The organism is Peribacillus deserti, assembly GCF_002863585.1.
In the GTDB taxonomy this organism is placed as follows: domain Bacteria; phylum Bacillota; class Bacilli; order Bacillales; family DSM-1321; genus Paraperibacillus; species Paraperibacillus deserti_A.
This window is the reverse complement of the sequence record NZ_PGUY01000084.1, coordinates 1-18,096: the sequence shown is the minus strand read 5'-3', so window position 1 is coordinate 18,096 and position 18,096 is coordinate 1. Positions and strand designations below refer to the sequence as shown.

22 protein-coding genes are annotated in these 18,096 nt (G+C 40.7%); 15 read left to right on the top strand and 7 right to left on the bottom strand.

Annotated features, from left to right (window positions below; translation table 11 throughout):
- Window positions 1–292 precede the first annotated feature (292 nt).
- Entirely contained in the window at window positions 293–1,345 is a 1,053-nt protein-coding gene (locus CUU66_RS22540) for a CAP domain-containing protein (RefSeq protein WP_257968110.1), read from the top strand.
- Between the two features lie 11 nt (window positions 1,346–1,356).
- On the opposite strand, the gene CUU66_RS22535 is transcribed toward CUU66_RS22540, so the two are convergent.
- Both CUU66_RS22535 and CUU66_RS22530 read right to left on the bottom strand, forming a co-directional pair.
- The gene (locus tag CUU66_RS22535) at window positions 1,357–1,740 is read right to left on the bottom strand and encodes a hypothetical protein (protein ID WP_101645650.1); all 384 of its coding nucleotides are present in this window, start codon (window positions 1,738–1,740) and stop codon (window positions 1,357–1,359) included.
- Complete coding sequence (locus CUU66_RS22530; RefSeq protein ID WP_101645649.1) at window positions 1,741–2,226, bottom strand: PaaI family thioesterase; 486 nt, start codon at window positions 2,224–2,226, stop codon at window positions 1,741–1,743.
- A 218-nt stretch (window positions 2,227–2,444) separates the two neighbouring features.
- On the opposite strand from CUU66_RS22530, the gene CUU66_RS22525 reads away from it, so the two are divergent.
- The 3 genes from CUU66_RS22525 (at window position 2,445) to CUU66_RS22515 (ending at window position 3,915) form a co-directional block, all read left to right on the top strand.
- On the top strand, window positions 2,445–2,852 hold the full coding sequence (locus tag CUU66_RS22525) for a YlbD family protein (RefSeq protein ID WP_180955399.1): 408 nt from the start codon (window positions 2,445–2,447) through the stop codon (window positions 2,850–2,852).
- Between the two features lie 16 nt (window positions 2,853–2,868).
- Entirely contained in the window at window positions 2,869–3,108 is a 240-nt protein-coding gene (locus CUU66_RS22520) for a YlbE-like family protein (protein WP_101645647.1), read from the top strand.
- A 363-nt stretch (window positions 3,109–3,471) separates the two neighbouring features.
- Window positions 3,472–3,915, top strand: a complete 444-nt coding sequence (locus CUU66_RS22515) for a YlbF family regulator (protein WP_101645646.1) — start codon at window positions 3,472–3,474, stop codon at window positions 3,913–3,915.
- Between the two features lie 96 nt (window positions 3,916–4,011).
- On the opposite strand, the gene CUU66_RS22510 is transcribed toward CUU66_RS22515, so the two are convergent.
- Complete coding sequence (locus CUU66_RS22510) at window positions 4,012–4,338, bottom strand: hypothetical protein (protein WP_101645645.1); 327 nt, start codon at window positions 4,336–4,338, stop codon at window positions 4,012–4,014.
- A gap of 193 nt (window positions 4,339–4,531) precedes the next feature.
- On the opposite strand from CUU66_RS22510, the gene CUU66_RS22505 reads away from it, so the two are divergent.
- The gene (locus tag CUU66_RS22505; protein WP_101645644.1) at window positions 4,532–4,807 is read left to right on the top strand and encodes a YlbG family protein; all 276 of its coding nucleotides are present in this window, start codon (window positions 4,532–4,534) and stop codon (window positions 4,805–4,807) included.
- Window positions 4,808–5,855: 1,048 nt separating this feature from the next.
- Here the strand turns inward: CUU66_RS22505 and CUU66_RS22500 are convergent.
- Window positions 5,856–6,245, bottom strand: a complete 390-nt coding sequence (locus CUU66_RS22500) for a DUF7147 family protein (RefSeq protein ID WP_101645643.1) — start codon at window positions 6,243–6,245, stop codon at window positions 5,856–5,858.
- Between the two features lie 719 nt (window positions 6,246–6,964).
- Here CUU66_RS22500 and rsmD point away from each other — a divergent pair.
- Together rsmD and coaD are read left to right on the top strand one after the other, a co-directional pair.
- On the top strand, window positions 6,965–7,516 hold the full coding sequence (gene rsmD / locus CUU66_RS22490) for a 16S rRNA (guanine(966)-N(2))-methyltransferase RsmD (RefSeq protein ID WP_101645641.1): 552 nt from the start codon (window positions 6,965–6,967) through the stop codon (window positions 7,514–7,516).
- Window positions 7,517–7,565: 49 nt separating this feature from the next.
- The gene (gene coaD, locus CUU66_RS22485) at window positions 7,566–8,045 is read left to right on the top strand and encodes a pantetheine-phosphate adenylyltransferase (RefSeq protein ID WP_101645640.1); all 480 of its coding nucleotides are present in this window, start codon (window positions 7,566–7,568) and stop codon (window positions 8,043–8,045) included.
- A 91-nt stretch (window positions 8,046–8,136) separates the two neighbouring features.
- Here the strand turns inward: coaD and ylbJ are convergent, their stop codons facing one another.
- Window positions 8,137–9,360, bottom strand: coding sequence for a sporulation integral membrane protein YlbJ (ylbJ, locus tag CUU66_RS22480; protein ID WP_101645639.1), 1,224 nt, complete (start codon window positions 9,358–9,360; stop codon window positions 8,137–8,139).
- A 168-nt stretch (window positions 9,361–9,528) separates the two neighbouring features.
- Between ylbJ and CUU66_RS22475 the strand changes: the two genes are divergently transcribed.
- Window positions 9,529–10,326 (top strand): patatin-like phospholipase family protein, encoded by a 798-nt coding sequence (locus CUU66_RS22475; RefSeq protein ID WP_101645638.1) that lies wholly within the window; start codon window positions 9,529–9,531, stop codon window positions 10,324–10,326.
- Complete coding sequence (locus CUU66_RS22470) at window positions 10,316–11,335, top strand: SepM family pheromone-processing serine protease (protein ID WP_101645637.1); 1,020 nt, start codon at window positions 10,316–10,318, stop codon at window positions 11,333–11,335. Before CUU66_RS22475 ends, CUU66_RS22470 begins: the two co-directional genes overlap by 11 nt.
- Before the next feature lie 767 nt (window positions 11,336–12,102).
- Here the strand turns inward: CUU66_RS22470 and CUU66_RS22460 are convergent.
- Window positions 12,103–13,326: a nucleotidyltransferase gene (locus tag CUU66_RS22460; RefSeq protein ID WP_257968108.1), complete on the bottom strand. Its 1,224-nt coding sequence runs from the start codon at window positions 13,324–13,326 to the stop codon at window positions 12,103–12,105.
- Between the two features lie 194 nt (window positions 13,327–13,520).
- Here CUU66_RS22460 and CUU66_RS22455 point away from each other — a divergent pair, with 194 nt between their 5' ends.
- The 4 genes from CUU66_RS22455 to CUU66_RS22440 all read left to right on the top strand — a co-directional run bounded on the left by CUU66_RS22455 (window position 13,521) and on the right by CUU66_RS22440 (window position 15,911).
- Window positions 13,521–14,045: a YceD family protein gene (locus tag CUU66_RS22455; protein WP_101645634.1), complete on the top strand. Its 525-nt coding sequence runs from the start codon at window positions 13,521–13,523 to the stop codon at window positions 14,043–14,045.
- A 65-nt stretch (window positions 14,046–14,110) separates the two neighbouring features.
- Window positions 14,111–14,284, top strand: coding sequence for a 50S ribosomal protein L32 (gene rpmF / locus CUU66_RS22450; RefSeq protein ID WP_101645633.1), 174 nt, complete (start codon window positions 14,111–14,113; stop codon window positions 14,282–14,284).
- 132 nt (window positions 14,285–14,416) lie between these two features.
- The gene (locus tag CUU66_RS22445; RefSeq protein ID WP_101645632.1) at window positions 14,417–15,184 is read left to right on the top strand and encodes an enoyl-CoA hydratase/isomerase family protein; all 768 of its coding nucleotides are present in this window, start codon (window positions 14,417–14,419) and stop codon (window positions 15,182–15,184) included.
- Window positions 15,185–15,275: 91 nt separating this feature from the next.
- The gene (locus tag CUU66_RS22440) at window positions 15,276–15,911 is read left to right on the top strand and encodes an RsfA family transcriptional regulator (RefSeq protein ID WP_101645631.1); all 636 of its coding nucleotides are present in this window, start codon (window positions 15,276–15,278) and stop codon (window positions 15,909–15,911) included.
- Between the two features lie 87 nt (window positions 15,912–15,998).
- Here the strand turns inward: CUU66_RS22440 and CUU66_RS22435 are convergent, their stop codons facing one another.
- The gene (locus CUU66_RS22435; protein WP_101645630.1) at window positions 15,999–16,481 is read right to left on the bottom strand and encodes an N-acetyltransferase; all 483 of its coding nucleotides are present in this window, start codon (window positions 16,479–16,481) and stop codon (window positions 15,999–16,001) included.
- 222 nt (window positions 16,482–16,703) lie between these two features.
- Here CUU66_RS22435 and CUU66_RS22430 point away from each other — a divergent pair, with 222 nt between their 5' ends.
- Entirely contained in the window at window positions 16,704–17,588 is an 885-nt protein-coding gene (locus CUU66_RS22430) for a 2-dehydropantoate 2-reductase (RefSeq protein ID WP_101645629.1), read from the top strand.
- Window positions 17,585–17,974, top strand: coding sequence for a DUF3397 domain-containing protein (locus CUU66_RS22425; RefSeq protein WP_101645628.1), 390 nt, complete (start codon window positions 17,585–17,587; stop codon window positions 17,972–17,974). Before CUU66_RS22430 ends, CUU66_RS22425 begins: the two co-directional genes overlap by 4 nt.
- Window positions 17,975–18,096 lie beyond the last annotated feature (122 nt).

Genomic DNA, 18,096 nt, shown 5'->3' with positions numbered 1-18,096 from the left:
CGCACATCCTGTGCTTCGTGCGTTAGCCCGGCATAAGACTAGCGGCAGTAAAAGGCCGATTTTTCCTTTTAATGGCGATTGTCTAGACCCGCGGTGTCAGTCCGGAGCTGGACAATACCCGCTGCTCCCGCAGGAGTCTCGCACCTTACGTTCCAATCAACCTGTTTAACAATAGGGTTTGTTCACAGAACTTATAAAAAAACAACAATCTTTTAGAAAAGAGCCTATTTTTAAATAAACCCCTGAAGAGTAAATTACAGTACAAGGGAGGAGGTATCCTCTGAAAGCAGTATTGAAAGTTTTAATTCTTTCTGTCGTTTTTTTTATTATCGGCATCTATGTGGATATTGGGGATGATTCTCAAAATAATCCTGTATTGAATGGTGAGAAAAATATCAGGCAGAATAACGACACAGAACAGATTGCCAGCCAGCCTGCTCAAAAAGCGACCTCAAAATTGCCAAGACCTAAAACAGGACTATCAGCAATCATTGGAAAAGAGTCAAAGACCATTATCAAGCAATTCGGTAATCCCGTCCGAAAAGATCTTTCCTTGTATGGGTATGAATGGTGGATCTACAATCAAGATCCACAAAATTATTTCCAAATAGGGGTTAAGGACAACAAAGCTGTCACAGTATACGGAATTGGCAGCAATGTTAATATCGCTCCCTTTAAAGTCGGACAGCCAATTAATGATCTTTTCAGCCGCGTCAATATAAGCACATCTATAGACTTCAAAAACAAGGGAACTACCTATCGGTTTGAACTGTCAGAAGAGGATCTTAATACGAGGCCTTTAATAAAGCTCGATAATATCTATGCCCAGTTATATTTGGATAAGTTTACCGGAAGCGTCTCAAGTGTCAGGTTCCTCGATGCTGAGACATTGGTGCAGCTACGGCCATATGAGCTTATCTACCGGGGGGGACTCGCACAACCTGCCACTCCAGATGAACTGCACTGGAAGAGGATTGAAGAAGGAAATGCAAATCAAATCTATGATATTACCAATATTGTCAGGACCCGTTTCGAATTACAAGAGCTTAATCTGCTTGACGACGTCTCTGAAGTAGCCTATCTTCACAGCAAAGATATGCACACAGATGAATATTTTTCGCATACCTCACCCACTAAAGGTGAACTATCAGACCGGCTGGAAGAAAGTAATATCTCTTATACATTAGCCGGGGAAAACATTGCCGCAAATTATGTGGATGGTATAGCTGCTGTAGCAGGCTGGCTTAACAGCAAGGGCCATCGGGATGCGATGCTGAATGAAGAATTTACAGGAATCGGAGTCGGGGTATACCGTAAATATTATACACAGAATTTTGTCCAATAAAACAGACGGCCTTAAGCAAAAGGGCAGTCTGTTTTATTTTGTTTATCTATTCTATTGATTACAAATTGATGTTCGCGCCACTCTCCGTACACTAAAACTCGTTCTTCTGTCTGAAAAGGCATAGAGGGGAAATCATTATCTTCTCTTGCAGGCAATTTTTTTATTGCTGTGATACGTCCAGAATCCGTGGCAATAACGAAAGTGAAAACATAAATATACCTGCCATAATGAAATTTCTGTTTCTCACTCTTCATACTAACGACTTTCCCTTTTACCAAATAGTCTTCATTTACATAACCTAAGCTCTTCCATTTACTTTCCTGGGCCTTCAGCTCTCGTTTAGTCAGCCAAAAGAAATAGATACAGATGGCAGGTATGACTATCGCAGTGACCATTTACGTCCTCTTAGGAAGAACGAAGAAACTGCCTGTGGAATGGCCGCACAATATTCCATCTTCCCGATATACTTTGCTTTCAAAGACCATTGTTTTCCTTCCTTTATGTAAAACACTGCATTTACACAATAAACTTTTTCCTGTGGCTTCTTTTAAAAAGTGGACTTGTATTTCGGCAGTAACTGCCGCTTGACCGTCGGATACTATCTTATTTGCCAGGGTTCCCATTGCAGTGTCTGCAAGAGTGGTTATGATTCCGCCATGTACAATTCCCAAGCTATTATGAGCCAGCGGAGTGACTGGCATCGACATAATTATACCGTCAGCTGTCCATTCTGTCTCAAATCCAAAAAGTAAATTGATATACGTTTGTTTCTTCCCTGGTTTTTTAGCTATACCTGTAAGAACCTGTTCAAGCACCTGCTTATCGGTCTCCGAACCGTTACTCAAAATTTCATTTACCAAATCATCAATTTTCTTTCCCACTTTATCTCTCCTTTAAGTGAATAGGATAGTATATTGTTTTTCAAAACGCATATGAAAAAGCAGCGGTACTGGTCGTGGCAGCAGAGTTTTTCCAGTCTTATACATCCATTATATTTTGTATGGATCTTTTGGGTCAAAGTTGATTCTTTAGGAACAGTTTTATGCCAGATTGCATAGTTTGTAATAGGCAAATGTCATGGCTGCGAGGTGTGAGGAAATTGACAGAAAAACAGAATAATTCAATCGGAAGATTCAAAGAATTTGTGAAAAGTCACCCGAAGCTTGTATCGGAGGTCAGAAAGGGCCGTTATTCCTGGCAGGAGATTTATGAAGAATGGTACTTGCTTGGGGAAGAAGATCAGAAATGGCTTGAATATTACGAAGGTCCGGCTGATATACATCACTCAGGGGAAAAAGATGAGAAGGATAGTAAAAATGCGCTAGTCTCTACCTTATTATCCACGATAAAAAATATGGATATGGATCAGATCCAATCCCATATCTCCTCATTAGGCCAGGCAATATCAGCTGTTCAGGGGCTCTTGACCCAGTTTCAAAGCAAACCGGAAAACACAGTTCCAACCGAAAGTAAACCGCCAAATCCGTTTGCACTAAGAAAAGATTGACAAAGGAGACTGCTTCTTGAGAAAAGATGTCTTAGAAATGATTGAAGGTAATGAAGACTTAAAGAATTATTTAAGACTGCAGCCAATCTGGTACAGAAGATTAACCAGAAACCCGCACCAGATCCAAAAAATGGAGACGGAAGCTGTTTATTTTTTTAAAAAGTCTATTCCAGACCGTGTTTCGCAGCTTACAAATGGAGTACAGATGGCTTCCATGATGATTTCTATGTTTCAAACCATGAATGCAGTAAAATGAGAAAGCCTCTTTTATGGAAGAAAGAGGTTTTCTTTGCACAGGGACTAAAAAGACACGATCCAGCAGAAAATAATTTAAAAAGGCGATCCAGCCAAACTTACAGCTTGGTAACGAGATACATAAATGGAGAATGCTAAGCTGATTAATGATGGAAAGTCCTGGTCTCTACTAAAAGGATCATTAGCAGCGGAGAATGGCCCTTCAGCTATTCTCATTACTACTATTCCGGCAGGATTCCGTAGCCGGGTCTGCAAGTGAAATACCATTCTAGATATGGTTAAAAAGCGAGTGGGTATTTATTCCAAATATTCATGTTCGCATCTCTGGAACGAAAATGTTAAAATAAGGGATGGAGGTGGGCTGATGCTTGCTACTGTAGAAAGTGTTGAAATTATAGATTATGCGGAAGAACTTGCCCAGGCCATTATTGAATCCGATATCGGCGAGCAATATTTTCTTTCTTTATATAAAATGCAGGCGGACAAGCTTGCACAGGAGAAAATCAGGAAATTCTCTAAAATCAAGGAACTCTATGAAGAAGTCCAACGATTTGGAAAATATCATCCAAATTACCGTGAAGTCTCACTAAATGCCAGACAGCTAAAAAGAGACATGGATTTGCACCCGACAATTGCAGCATATAAATTAGCAGAAACCGAACTGCAAAACCTTCTTGATGAGGTGAGCGTCCGTGTAGGCCGTGCTGTTTCACAGCATATTAAGGTTCCAACAGGAAATCCGTTCTTTGACAGCGGCTCAAGCTGTTCAGGAGGCTGCGGCAGCGGGGGAAGCTGTGGCTGCTCATAAAAAAGAAGAGCCAAAATCATCATAATATGATGATTTTGGCTTTTTTTATAGCTTCTTAATGATGGAGTATTTTGCCAGCCGTAGATGCAATTTCGCTTACCTAGGATTAAAGCGGATACAATCAGCACATAGATTTCCACAGCAAAACATCTTTCGCTGAGGCACATAAAATCTATGGCGGAAAACAAACAGCGAATCACTCTGCCGGACAAAAACTGTTTCACTATGAAGCTGTTTTCCCTTCATGACCTGTGCGGAAGCCTCTTTTATCATTTCTTCAGCCTGAGGTATTTCGAAAGGATCGCTTACAGATGTAACATATAAAAAAGGAATGCCGGCTGACTTTTTATACACGGCAGAGTGGACATGAGGATTCTTATCAAGAGTATCTATAAAAAGTGACCATATCTCTTCTAAATCCAAAGCTTTCCCCACCTTTTTATTGTGGTAAAGGCTGTTTTCCAAGAAACCACATTTAACCTGATGTATGGTTTTACTTCTCTATATGTCTATGTTAATAAAGAATTGCAGAAGGCGGCAAGTTATTTAATATTGATAAAAAAGTTTTCTCTATGCTACACTAACTATATAGCCCTTACATTGAGGAGAATTAGATATGATCGGTTCAAGGCAAAGCATCATCATCTGGCTGCATACACTTAAACAAGTAAAAATGCTAAGAAGATATGGCAATATACACTATGTATCAAAAAAATTAAAATATGTGGTCCTTTATACCAACATGGACGAGGTAGAAGCACTCGCCGAAAAAATACAAAGCTATTCCTTTGTAAAAAAAGTGGAACTTTCCTATAAACCATTCCTCAAACTGGAATACGAAAACTCCAAACCCGACAAAGCAAAAGAATACGATTATAAAATGGAATTATAAAAAGGTAAGATTCAGATCTTGGAATCTTGCCTTTTTTGTTTGTTCTGCCGTATTGGACTAGAGATTTTTATGACTGTTTTTCCGATAATAACCGAGTTTGTTATGTGAAGCCCTTTAATTTATCATTGTGGAATCGATGTTTGTGATAGATATCAACCCGGTGTGGTTACACTTGATGGAAAATCGCAATAATTTTAGTTATTTTTTAATAAAAAAGAGTTAAAAAAGACCAGCTTTATAGCTGATCTTCATTTTTCGATAAAACTTGTATGCAATTTATGCTTATCAATGGCTGTTATGCTTGTTACAGGTTCATTATGCTTATCTTAAGTAAGATATGCTTCTCTTTTACAAACGTATGCTTGTGTTTCTCGATTTTATGCTTATGTTTGCCTGGTTTATGCTTAACATTTAAATGTTTATGCTTACCTTCTGGACTTTTATGCTTATTACTCAATACTACTATAAAGGCCTATACGAGGTGGCTGGCTTTTGGTTAATTGCTGTTCATTGCCAACCCTCAGGAAGGAAGGGCTTTACTTGAGCCCAAAGCAATAGTCACAGAGAAGAAAGAACGCTTCTCACAGCCTGCTTGTCTTATGCTGCTCGGGTCTATCCTTCGCTCTCGCTCCGGACCGCTTTCCGCTTTTCTAGTTGTCTAGCTGCGAACTGCCACCTTCGGTCATAAGCCAAGCGGCATCAAAAGGCAGGAACGGCCTTTCGCTGCCGCTTTTCTTATGCCTTGCTTTCGCATAAGTGCGACTAAGCTTCTGTCATCGCTATCGCTCGCCAATCAGCAAGTCTTCTTTATCAGGTGTCTGCTTTTCAACCAGTATTATTGTTTAATAGTTAAGATCATCAGACTGCTTAGAGCAATGTTTATGTGAAAAGCACCGTTCTCCGCTTTTCATGTTGTCTAGCTCCAAGCTGAGACCCTCGAGACTTAGCCAATCAGTCCATGAGAAGAAAGAACGCTTCTCACAGCCTGCTTTTGTCTTATGCTATTCGGGTTTCTCCTTCGCTCTCGCTCCGGACCGCTTTCCGCTTTTCATTTCATCGGCGGCAGGTATTTGTTCATTCTGAGGATCCCGATGAGATGCTGGTAGAATAGTTCTTTTTCGGCAAATGCATTTGAAGGTTTTACATCTAGTTCGATGATGGGTTTTTCTAGTTCATATGCGAGTTCGGCAAAGAGGTCGTACCGTTTGTTTGGTGTGACGGCAGGATTGGGTATGCCTTCTCTGCATATATAGATTGGCTGGAATTCACCAGGATCGGTTGGCTGCATGGTGATGGCGAGCGATGTTACCTGCCTTCCTTCTTTTGTGGTATGAAAAGCTAATAGACGCAATACCCTCCCGCGGCTGGCACGGCCGATTTCAAGCAGCTCGTAAATATCTGAATATCCTTCTCCCAGTTCAATGAATCGTTGGATCATTTTCGCTCCTCCTATGTTGTCTGTTATATAGCTTGAGGACAGACTAATGCTTTTTAAAATGTATCATGTTATTTAAAGCTTGAGAAGGTTTGAATGGTAAATACGGAGAATTGCGCGGTATTTGTATTTTTCCGATAGATCGAAGTAAATGCAGGGGGAGCACAGCACGGTAAGTATGAAGAAAATTGGTGGCAGCAAAGACAGAACACTCGATGGGATCCTGCGTGTGGTAATCCATTTCTTCAAAACGTAGCCGGTCTACATAATAAAGACAAAATTGTCCAGACAGCTAGTATTTATCCAGCAGATGATATACTCCGCGCAGAAAGAGCAGCCATTAAAATAGACCACTTGATCCAATCAATCATCGCCAGGCTGTAATCCCAAAAATAAAAAACCCTGCAGACATAATCTGCAGGGTCCTTCTATATCCTTCATAAAAGGAAAGAAGGCAAAGGGAGAGGAGAAACCGGAGGAAGAACTTATGGGGAAACGTAAGTCTTCTCCGCGGTTGGCAACAACATCCTCGAATAAGATGCTGTTAATAGACAGTATGGGCAGGTTAAGGGGCTATTATTCATGCTGGTTGAATTTTTTTGGGTTGTGCACGCTACTGGCCGTATCTTGGAAGGATTTATCTAACAAACATTTGGCTGATTACTTTCAATATGTTAGGATAGGATAGAATTTTATTTTGCTTATAAATGTGGTGAAAAACTATGAGGGTCGTTTCAGGGAGTTGTAAAGGAAGGCCGCTTAAGGCTGTACCTGGCAACCAAACTCGTCCGACAACAGATAAAGTAAAAGAATCGATTTTTAATATAATTGGACCTTATTTTGATGGCGGACGTGTATTAGATCTCTTTGCAGGGAGTGGAGGCCTTGGCATCGAGGCTCTAAGCAGGGGAATGGAGCAGGGGATTTTTGTTGACCGCGATCATAAAGCCATCAGTACAATCAGGTCGAATCTTGAAGCATGCAGCTTTCAAGAGCAGGCAGAGGTGTATAAGAATGAATCCGAGAGAGCGTTAAAAGCGATTATTAAAAGAGAGCTTTCGTTTGATCTGATTCTGCTGGATCCGCCTTATAAAAAACATATACTTGAAAATTTGGTTTCCATGATTGAGGAAAATAATCTTTTGAGTGAAAAAGGTATTATCGTTTGTGAGCATGCTTCCGATGTAATATTAGATAGGGAATTTGAGAATCTTATATTATGGAGACAGGAGAAGTATGGGATGATTGCGGTTACAATTTATAAACATTCCTAACCCCCCTGGCGGATGTTAGAAGAGTATATATAATTAGAGGAGAATTAAAATGGGTAAAATTGCAGTTTGTCCTGGAAGTTTTGATCCGATTACAAATGGACATCTCGATATCATTCAAAGAGGGGCAAAGGTTTTTGATGAAGTGTATGTTGTCGTATTAAATAACAGTTCCAAAACCCCTTTGTTTTCGGTGGATGAGAGATTGGATTTGATCAGCCAGGCAACTACTCATATTCCAAACGTGAAGGTAGGTTCTTTTCAAGGCCTTTTAGTGGAGTATGCAAAGAGTATTCAAGCACATGCGATCATTAGAGGATTAAGGGCGGTTTCCGATTTTGAGTATGAAATGCAGATTACCTCAATGAACCGCTTGTTAAATGAGCAGATTGAAACATTCTTTATTATGACCAATAATCAATACTCTTTCCTGAGCTCGAGCATTGTCAAGGAAGTGGCCAAGTATGGCGGAGACATTTCTGAACTGGTACCTGCTGTGGTGAAGAAGGCCTTGTTAAAAAAATATACATAAACATCAAAACAGCATTCCAAAGGGGATGCTGTTTTTTTTAAAAAGAAATTGAAAAAAGTGAAATTTGGAAAAGCACCATCCTTCGCTTTTCTCAATGCCGCGACGCTTGAAAAAGACGGAGGGAAAGGATGGCTATGTACAAACAAAGTGATAATATAGTAAAGATGGGTCCGAATTTTCCGAGTATATAAAAGAATGAACTCATATAATCCGTTTCGGGAACCCATCCAGCCGGCAGTACATTCAATGCCTTTTCCTGGCAGCAATTATTTTCATACAGCGGCTTCCATAACAGGAGTGCATATAGACCAGCAAACAATCCCTGGAGTATTCTCGCCACAAAGAATGGGAAGAAACGGATGTCTGTTTCAGCGAGTATGCTGGCAACCTGAGCCTGTATACTAAATCCGCTGAAGGCTAAAACAAAGCTGGTAATGATAACTTGATGAAGAAGAGATGCTTCCTGCGCCTGGCTTATCATTTGGGAGCCGAGGGTGATTTCGAATATACCGGCAAATAGTGGAACACTTAATGAATCAGAAAAGCTGAACAGGTTTAATATCTGTTTCATGCCGCCGGATAAAACGGCCGTAATCCCCATGTGGAATAAGAGTTTGTTAATTACGGAAAATAATATGACAAAGCCCCCGATCATGAGAAGGGTATTGATAGAAGACTGAACGGCATCTCCAAGCATCTTCCCAATAGGCCTGTTTTCCTTGATCCGTGTACGGTGAAGGGCTATCAATGCAGCTTTGATTGATATTTTTTTCCTGCCTTTTTCCGAGGATAAGACATCACCTTTGCCGTAAAATCTCATCATAAGTCCGACGGTAAAATTGGATAAATAATGGGCGAGGGCCAGAATGATGCCTAACCTTGTATTATAGAAAAAACCGATCGAAACTGCTCCAAATATGAAGATAGGGTTGGAACAATTAGTGAAGGCCACCAGCCTTTCCGCTTCTGTACGAGTTAACTGGCCTTCCTGCCGCAGCCTTGCTGTTAATTTTGCGCCTACAGGAAATCCGGAAGCCATACCCATCGCCCAAACAAAGCCGCCTACACCCGGAACTCTAAATAATGGCCTCATAAAAGGCTCAAGCAGGACGCCTATAAATCGAACTACACCAAAGCCTATCAGCATCTCGGAAACTATAAGAAACGGCAGGAGGGAAGGAAATACTATTTCCCACCACATATTCAAACCCCTGATGGATGCTTGAAATGCTTCCTGTGGGAATTTAATTAGAGCCCCGGCTAAAAAGACAGCCGAAGCTGATAAAACAATCGTTTTAAATCTCGATCTATTCAACCTTTTCGTCCCCCTAGAAAAGAAGTCAGCTAAAATGACGTTCTGCCACGTAAATGTTCCGGATAAACAGACACTTAAAAACGTAACTTGTCCTTAATTACACCATATACTCATATATCCCATTTTAGACCATAAGTTTAATAAGACAGGGGAAGGGGGCTGCCTCTTATGGAAGAACCTAAAATCGGTTTAGCATTAGGATCTGGCGGCGCAAGAGGGTTTGCTCATCTTGGTGTCTTAAAAGTGTTGAAGGATGAAGGAATACCGGTCCACATGCTTGCAGGGAGCTCCATGGGTGCATTGGTGGGATGTTTTTATGCATCAGGACAGGATCTCGAGCGGCTGTATAAGTTATCCGCAGCTTTTAAGCGGAAATTCTTTCTTGATTTCACTGTACCTAAAATGGGACTGATTTCTGGGAAAAAAATAAAAGAGTTTATTCGGTTATTTACATATGGAAAGAATCTGGAGGAATTGAATATACCCGTATCGGTAGTAGCGACCGATATCAATACAGGAGAAAAGGTTGTTTTCACAAAAGGTCCGATCGCTGAGGCGGTAAGGGCGAGTATTTCTATTCCAGGCATATTTGTCCCTGAGAAAATTGGCAGCCGGCTTTTAGTGGATGGAGGGGTCGTCGATCGGATTCCGGTATCCGTTGTAAGGGATATGGGGGCAGATATCGTAATAGGAGTAGAGGTTGCCCATATTAAACAAAACTTCGAAATTCAATCTATATATGATGTGATTATGCAATCATTAGATATTCTGCAGATGGAGCTTGTCACGCACAGAGAATTCGCTTCGGATATTATGCTTCGTCCAAGAGTAGAGCAATTCAGTTCGCGAGCATTTACAAATATAGAAGAAATGATTAGTATTGGAGAAGAAGAGGCGAGAAAGAATGTAGATAAAATTAAAGCTTCGATTCAAAAATGGAAGGAGCAGCACCCGAATGAGCCGTAAGGTTTCCATAAGCTCGTTCATTATCGTTATGATCGTCATTCTCGGTTCAACGTTTATTACACTCCCATTTTATGTAACGAAGCCAGGCATGGCAGAGGAATTGGATCCTGTAGTCCATGTGGAAGGCGGATACGAATCCAAGGGAGAATTTATGCTTACTACAATCCGAATGGGTAAAGCGAATATCTATACCTATTTAATCGCAAAGTTTAGTAAGTATCAGGAACTGTACCCGATCAATCAGATAAGAAACGAAGACGAAACAGATGAAGAATATAATGTAAGACAGCTGAATATGATGGAAGGTTCAAAGGAAAGTGCCATTGAGGTCGCCTATAAAAAAGCCGGCCAGACTGTCCAATCAAAATTCAATGGCATTTATGTAATGCATGTGGTTGAAAAGCTGCCTGCATACGGTGTTTTAGAACCGGGAGACCGGATTGTAAAGCTTAATGGGAAGAGCTTCCGCTCATCTAAGGAATTTATCGCCTATTTAAGCAAGAAACAGGCGGGCGAAGAAATTTCGATCAGCATTGAGCGGAATAATAAGCCGATGAACGAGAAAATGAAGCTTGCCCCGCTGCCTGGCCAAAAGGGCAGGGTAGGAATTGGGATCAGTCTGGTAGATGACAAAGACTTAACCACCGAGCCAAAAGTGACGGTTAATTCTGAGAAGATAGGCGGCCCGTCAGCAGGTTTGATGTTTACGCTGGAAATTTATGATCAGCTGACAGAAGCGGATATAACAAAGGGCCGGAAAATCGCCGGAACTGGTGAAATTTTCCCTGATGGTACTGTGGGACCGATTGGCGGCATCGATCAGAAGATTGTTGCAGCCGATAAGAGTGGAGCAGAGATATTCTTTGCGCCCAATGAAAAAGGAAAAAAGGATTCGAATTACAATATTGCAGTAAAAACGGCAAAAGATATTGGCACTGACATGAAGATTGTACCTGTAGACAGCTTTGAAGATGCTCTGAAATATCTGGATGAAGTAAAAAGAAAATGATACATAACTCTGCTTGGGCTGTTATGCTGCCGGGATAGTCCCGGCGGCCTTTTTTAGTTGAAGTGCTTTAGGCGAAGCGCCTGATGCCAGACAGGGGATTCCCGCCCGGCAGTCAGCATATGAAATGGAAGAAAAGCATAAAGGCAGCAGGATAAGCATAAAGCACCCCGCATACGCATTGGTTCAAGGGAGATAAGCATAAACGTGGAAAACATAAGCATAAGACCTAAAATCTTAAGCGTAACCATTCTCAACTTAAGCATAAAGTCTACAAAGTTAAGCATAAATCATGCTGCTCCTCCCACATGCTCTACATAGTTGTAAATACTCCTTCTAAAATACATAAACAAGGGATCGGGAGTTCTCATTTTGATTAAAAAGCATCTAAATATATGGGTTTACCCACAAAAAAATAACATTATAACATAAAAAGCATCAAAAACTTTCGCGCTGTTACCAGCCGATCCTTAAATGATGGAACATTGCATAATGATTTAGGTAAGAAAAAATTTCCTTAACCCTTTCAGGAGTACATATAAACTGGAACCCCATGGTGGACTCCTCGTTCCAAAGAATCCATGGAGATAGAATCCTCTTCTCACAAGCTGAAATCCCTGCTTTGTTAAGCAGGGATTTCATTCTAGGGAATGCTTCTGCAAGCTGCAGGAATAAGTCAATTGAATCAAAAGGCAGCGGCCTTTCGCAGGGCCGCTGATCTTATGTCTCCCGGGTGTCTCCTTTTCACCTAATACGATTGATTTTACGAATCAGGATCCTTTCTCATGGTCTAAAAAGACAGGCGGCTGGAATTCCCTTTTCCGTATCAATGTCTGATTTGCCGGATTTAACGGCAGTGCATGAATCATTGAGGCCAAGATATCTGTCTCAAGTTTTTCTTTATAAGAAGAAGGTTTGGTGATCAGAGGCAGATCGAATTTCTTCTTTTGCTGATGGAGATACTGCCGTCCTTTATCTGTGGCACCCAGGAGTCGGAGATATGCCGGCTCTCTGGATTCGGCAGCCATCTGGTCTTTGCTCCGGTTCATAAGGATATTCAAGGACACACGCTGCAGCCGGGTCCAAGTATATCTTTTTGTCTTGACGCTTTCCATAAACTCCTTAAACGATGCAGCAGATTCTGCTGCTCCCTTGAAGCGGTTTTGCAGACCTTCTTCCACTTCATATATCCCGGCAAGCTCGGAGCTGCTGGATGAAATAATTTTATATTGTAGAAGCGGCCAATACAGTTCCCAATTATGAAACGCTTCGTATTGGTTAAGATAATGGAGAAGCTCCTTTACTGTAGAGGAAGGAACCTGATTTTTTACAGAATCAATAGAAAGTGACTCTTCAAATAGTCTTTTCCGGATGCTTGTTGCACTGGCGATAGGGTGGGTGCCGAGCTCTGTGCTGTGATAATCGGCCATAATCCGCTGAATGGTACAGGGTTGAATGGAATAGGAATCTTTTATGGCCTGGACATATTGTAGGCCCAAAATGTTGTTTGGTTTGCTTAAGTCTAGCAGCTCCGTATCCTGAGCCACTTTTTTAAAAGCGAGTGAACTGGCTTTAGGATAGCTGTACCCGGCTTTGCTGAACTCTTTAACGGAAGAATTGTATTCTGTTTGACACTGTGACATAAAGGATTGTACCTGAAGAAAAGGTTCAATTTGCCCTTCTTCGCTTCCAAAACAGACAAAATTACATCTTGCAGCTTCCAGGATCCCAATCGCTCCTCGTGCAAAGATATCTGCCTGCTGTGCCGCAAATGGAAAAGGCAATTCAAATACAATGTCCACTCCGGCCTTCAATGCCATTTTCGTTCTGGCCCATTTATTAACAAGAGCCGGCTCGCCGCGCTGAAGAAAATTACCGCTCATGACGGCAATCACTAAATCGGCACCAGTTGCTTTCAAGCTTTCTTGAATATGATAGGCGTGGCCATTATGAAATGGATTATATTCCACTACTATTCCTAGCGATTTCATCATTTCACCTCTTTATTACCGTCAGGTACAGAAAATTTGCCATTTTATTAGAACGTGTTAAAATGGTATGTACTTATCCACTATTTAATAGGGAGGGAATTTCTGTTTATTTTTCTCTATTATAGTGTAAAGAAAAAATATTGACAAACGGTTGAATGACCGATATAATTACTTTTGTTGCCTACGAGGTGATTCATTTGAAATGGACAATTAATCAACTTCAGAAGTACCGGGATAAAAATCTTCAATTAGATGAAAGTGTTGATGTTTCCGACATCAAGGAACTGGATAAACAGATTCGCGATGCTTCACCCATGCATATTACGGGCAGAGCGGATATTAGTTCTTCCAAAATTACTTTTCATCTCCATATTAATGGAAAGCTGATTTTACCTTGTTCACGGACTCTTGTTGATGTTGAATATCCAATTGATATTAACACGATCGAAACTTTTCTTTTAAATGCTGAATTTGAAGATCCATATGCAGAGAATTCCTATTCAGTAGAAGGTGATGTTATAGATTTATTGCCTGTCATAAAAGAAAACATCTTAATCGAAATACCAATTCAGGTATTCTGCGATGATACTGATTCAGAAGATGCCGCCCCTCAATCCGGGAAGGATTGGGAAGTATTGACTGAGGAAGATCAAAAGAAGAAAGTAGACCCTCGCTTGGCGAAGCTGGCTAATTTCTTTGACAACGAAAACAACAAATCGTAAAGTGCGAAAGAACCAGATTACTGGATATCTTAGCTTCTTAACTCATTTTTAAGGAGGTGGGAATAATGGCTGTACCTTTTAGAAGAACTTCTAAAACTGTTAAAAGACAACGTCGTACACACTTTAAGCTTCAAGTCCCAGGTATGGTAGCATGCCCAAACTGCGGTGAAATGAAACTTGCTCACCGTATTTGTAAAGCTTGTGGAACATACAAAGGAAAAGAAGTTATCAGCAAATAATTTCTTTTTGCGGCACAGAGACTAGTCTCTGTGCTTTTTTTGTTTCCAAAATATCTCTGGCTGTAAAGGGAATAGCTATTGGCAAGCCGAATAGTAACATATCTATGTATCATTTTACATCTGGAGGTATTTATGGAAAATGCGGTAAAAACGGATTTAACCCGTATAGGGCTGTACACGATCATGATTAACAGGCCGGAAAAAAGAAACGCAATTAATTTTGAAGTGATGGAGGGGCTGGATGAGGCTCTAAAGCAGGCAGAACAAGATCCTGCTATCAAAGCAGTCGTGATCCGAGGAGCGGGAAAGCAAGCTTTCTGTGCAGGCGGAGATTTAAAGGAGTTTCACGTGCTTAAAACGGCAGCTGAAGCACACGTCATGCTGTCTCGCATGGGAAGCCTCCTGTATCGATTATTAACGATTCAAAAACCCACGATCGCTTATATAAATGGGATTGCGGTTGGCGGAGGCTGTGAAATTGCAGCAGCCTGTGATATAAGAGTGGCACACAGTTCAGCAAAGCTGGGATTTGTACAAGGAAACCAGGGAATAACCACAGGATGGGGCGGTGCTTCTATTCTATTTGAAAAAATGCCAGTCAGTTCTGCCCTTACCTTGCTGCTTGGGGGCGAAATACATACAGCTGAAAAAGCAAAAGAGCTTGGTTTCATAGATTATATGATTTCTGAAAACCTTAACGGCGGCTGGGAATCTCTTCAAAAGAAGATTTTGAATAAGGAGTCTGCGGTTTTAACGGCTTATAAAAAGCTGCTGGTTCAGAAATGGGAGACAAGTATGCTGTCAGACAGAATTCATGCAGAGATTGAAGAGTGTTCGAGATTGTGGGAGACGGATGTTCACTTGGATGCGGTGAAGATGTTTAGGGAGAAATCTAAATAAATATTTTTATTTCTTTGATTATTATCTTTCACCTTCTATCTTTTCTAGCAAGTGCATATGATGAAATAAAAACTTGCAAGGAGTGAAGATCATGTCCATTGCCCGTCAGGATGCCTGGTCCCAGGATGAAGACCTTTTGTTAGCCGAAGTAGTTTTGCGTCATATAAGAGAAGGAAGCACCCAGCTGAAAGCGTTTGAGGAAGTGGGGAAGAAACTTTCAAGAACATCAGCGGCTTGTGGATTTAGGTGGAATTCCTTTGTTAGGAAACAATACAAGTCTGGCATAGAGCTGGCTAAGAAGCAGCGAAAACAAAGCAAAAAGAATCATTTTGAGGCACCTGGACAGGAACCGGTTAATGAGATTCCCCTAAAATCGCAAGAAAAGAACCTGCCTGTACAGGAAAGCATCAGTGAACCTCTGATAAATCTTAATGATGTGATTCAATTTCTTGTTGAATATGATCAAAGCTTTCACAGGAAAACCAAAGAGCAGGAAAACGAAGAATTAAAGCAAGAGCTTGAGCAATTAAAGAAGGAACATGAACGTGCCCTCGAATTCAATAGACAGCTTCAAGAAAAGTTAAAGACGGTGGAAGATGACTACCGCGCTCTGATACAAATTATGGAAAGAGCTAGAAAGCTCATGTTTTTGGAGGAAGAAATAAAAGGGCAAAACGTCAAGTTCCAAATGGATAAGAATGGAAACCTCGAAAGAGTTAAGAAGTAGATTCTGTAAGCTCCTAATAAGACTAAAGAAACACCCCTGAGCCATTGGCCGGGGTGTTTATCGTTCATCTGATGCTAGTTTAATATGTTAAGCTGGGTCTGCTTGCTGTTCCTTCACACCATTTGGAAGCCAGATCATCGGATTCTCTCCCAGATCCCTTTCCATCTCATAGCTGACATTTTGAAAGCCCATCTTATTCCAGAATTCCTGGGAATGGATTCTTGGATTTGTTTTGAGAGGAGTGCCTAATCCTTTCGCATACTCCACTAGAGCTCGGCCGAACCCTTTTCTTTGATAGTCAGGCAGTACTTCGAGCTTCCAAAGCACATAATATTCCTGCGGCGGATTAAAATAACGGTCGTATTTAGCAGTAACCTTGTAAAGGCTCATCCTGGCAACCAGTTTATCGCCAAAGTATATACCGTAAAATGGAGACTCGCTATCATCTTCAATAATATTGTCCTGAAGATCTTCGAGCATGGAGAGCTCTTGGATGCCATATTCCTTAAATAATTTAAATTCTTCAAGAGTTTTGTAGTTTACAAGTAAATTAACCACTTTATGCTTCATCTTTATGCCCCCTAAATTCAGCCGTCAGCGTGTCTTTTTAGTGGAAACGCTTTCTGTTGCTGTTAGAAATATGGGTCGTGCTATTATTATCATTATATAATAACTTATCGAAAAATTCTGCCATAATGGCACGGAGCAGATATTTTTATATGCTAATCTAAAGCTATTTTCAGTTTCCCTATGTGTTTGCTAAGATGGAATAAAGAATAGGGAGCGGATAAAATGAAGATTGGTATTATCGGCGGGGGATCGATCGGCTTGCTGTTCGCTGCGTATCTCTCCCGTGACTATAACGTAACGATTTATACAAGAACAGAGAGGCAGGCTGATGTAATTTGTAAGCAAGGTCTTCAGCTTATCCTTGGAGAAACTGTAAGCTCTACAATGGTTGAGGCGCTGCCCATCCGAGAGATGAAAACAGGTGCAGACCTGCTCATCGTTTGCGTGAAATCCTACCACCTTAAGGATGTATTGTCTTATCTTAGAGATAACAGGGCGGCTCTCCTGTTTGTACAGAATGGAATGTCCCATCTGAGCCAGGTGGAAAAACTGCCGCACCACAATATCGGGATTGGAATCGTAGAACACGGAGCTTTAAAATTAAATGATCATACCATAAAACACACTGGTCTGGGTGTTACAAGGGCTGCTGCCTTCAGAGGACATGCTGATCTTTATAAGCTGAAAGCAGATAAAAATTTATTTCCTTTAGTTATGGAGCAGGATTATTACGAAATGATGTTGAAAAAGCTTATAGTGAATGCATGCATCAATCCACTAACGGCCGTCCTTGGAGCCGCAAATGGAGAATTGTTAAAAAACACCCACTACTATAAGCTGTTCCAGACGCTTACTGAAGAAGTTACCGGTATTTTCAACGTTTCCAAAGCTGACATGCAAGAATACATAGAAGGAATATGCAGAAAGACGGCCCTCAATAAATCATCCATGCTCAGGGATATTGAAGAAAAGAGAGTAACTGAAATTGATGCGATACTCGGATTTGTTATGGAACAAGCCTCTATTAGAAAAAAAGAACCAGCTTTATCTAAACTTTTATACACAATGGTTAAAGGAAAGGAACTGCAAGGGGAGGAAATGGATTGACACATATATTGTCTGTTTTTGCTGCAACGTTAATTACTGTTCCGATTCTAAGTTATGTGTTTGCATTCATTGTGGCAAAGCAAGTAACAAAAAGCCATCGGAAATCCGTACATATATCCGCAGATGTTGCGACTTTATTTTTTATGCTCTCTGTACACTATATGATTAAAGTGATATGGAACGTTTCTTTATTCTGGATCTTAATTTTATTTTTATTGATAGTGGCTATATTTGTTTCAATTCTTAACTATAAGTATAGAGAAGAAATTGATTTCTTCAGAATTCTAAAAGGGTTTTGGCGGGTCAATTTTATTCTGTTTATCGTTTTCTATATGATCCTGACCATTTACGGAACCATCCAGGGCATTACAGGGATGTTTATTTAATGTTTTGTGATTTATTATTGTCTCTTTTTTAAAGGCTGTTTTCGCAAACTTTGTTGTTTTTGAACAAGGGGGTTGATTTCCACTACAGGATGCTCGCTTTCCGCGGGGCGGGCGCTAAGCCT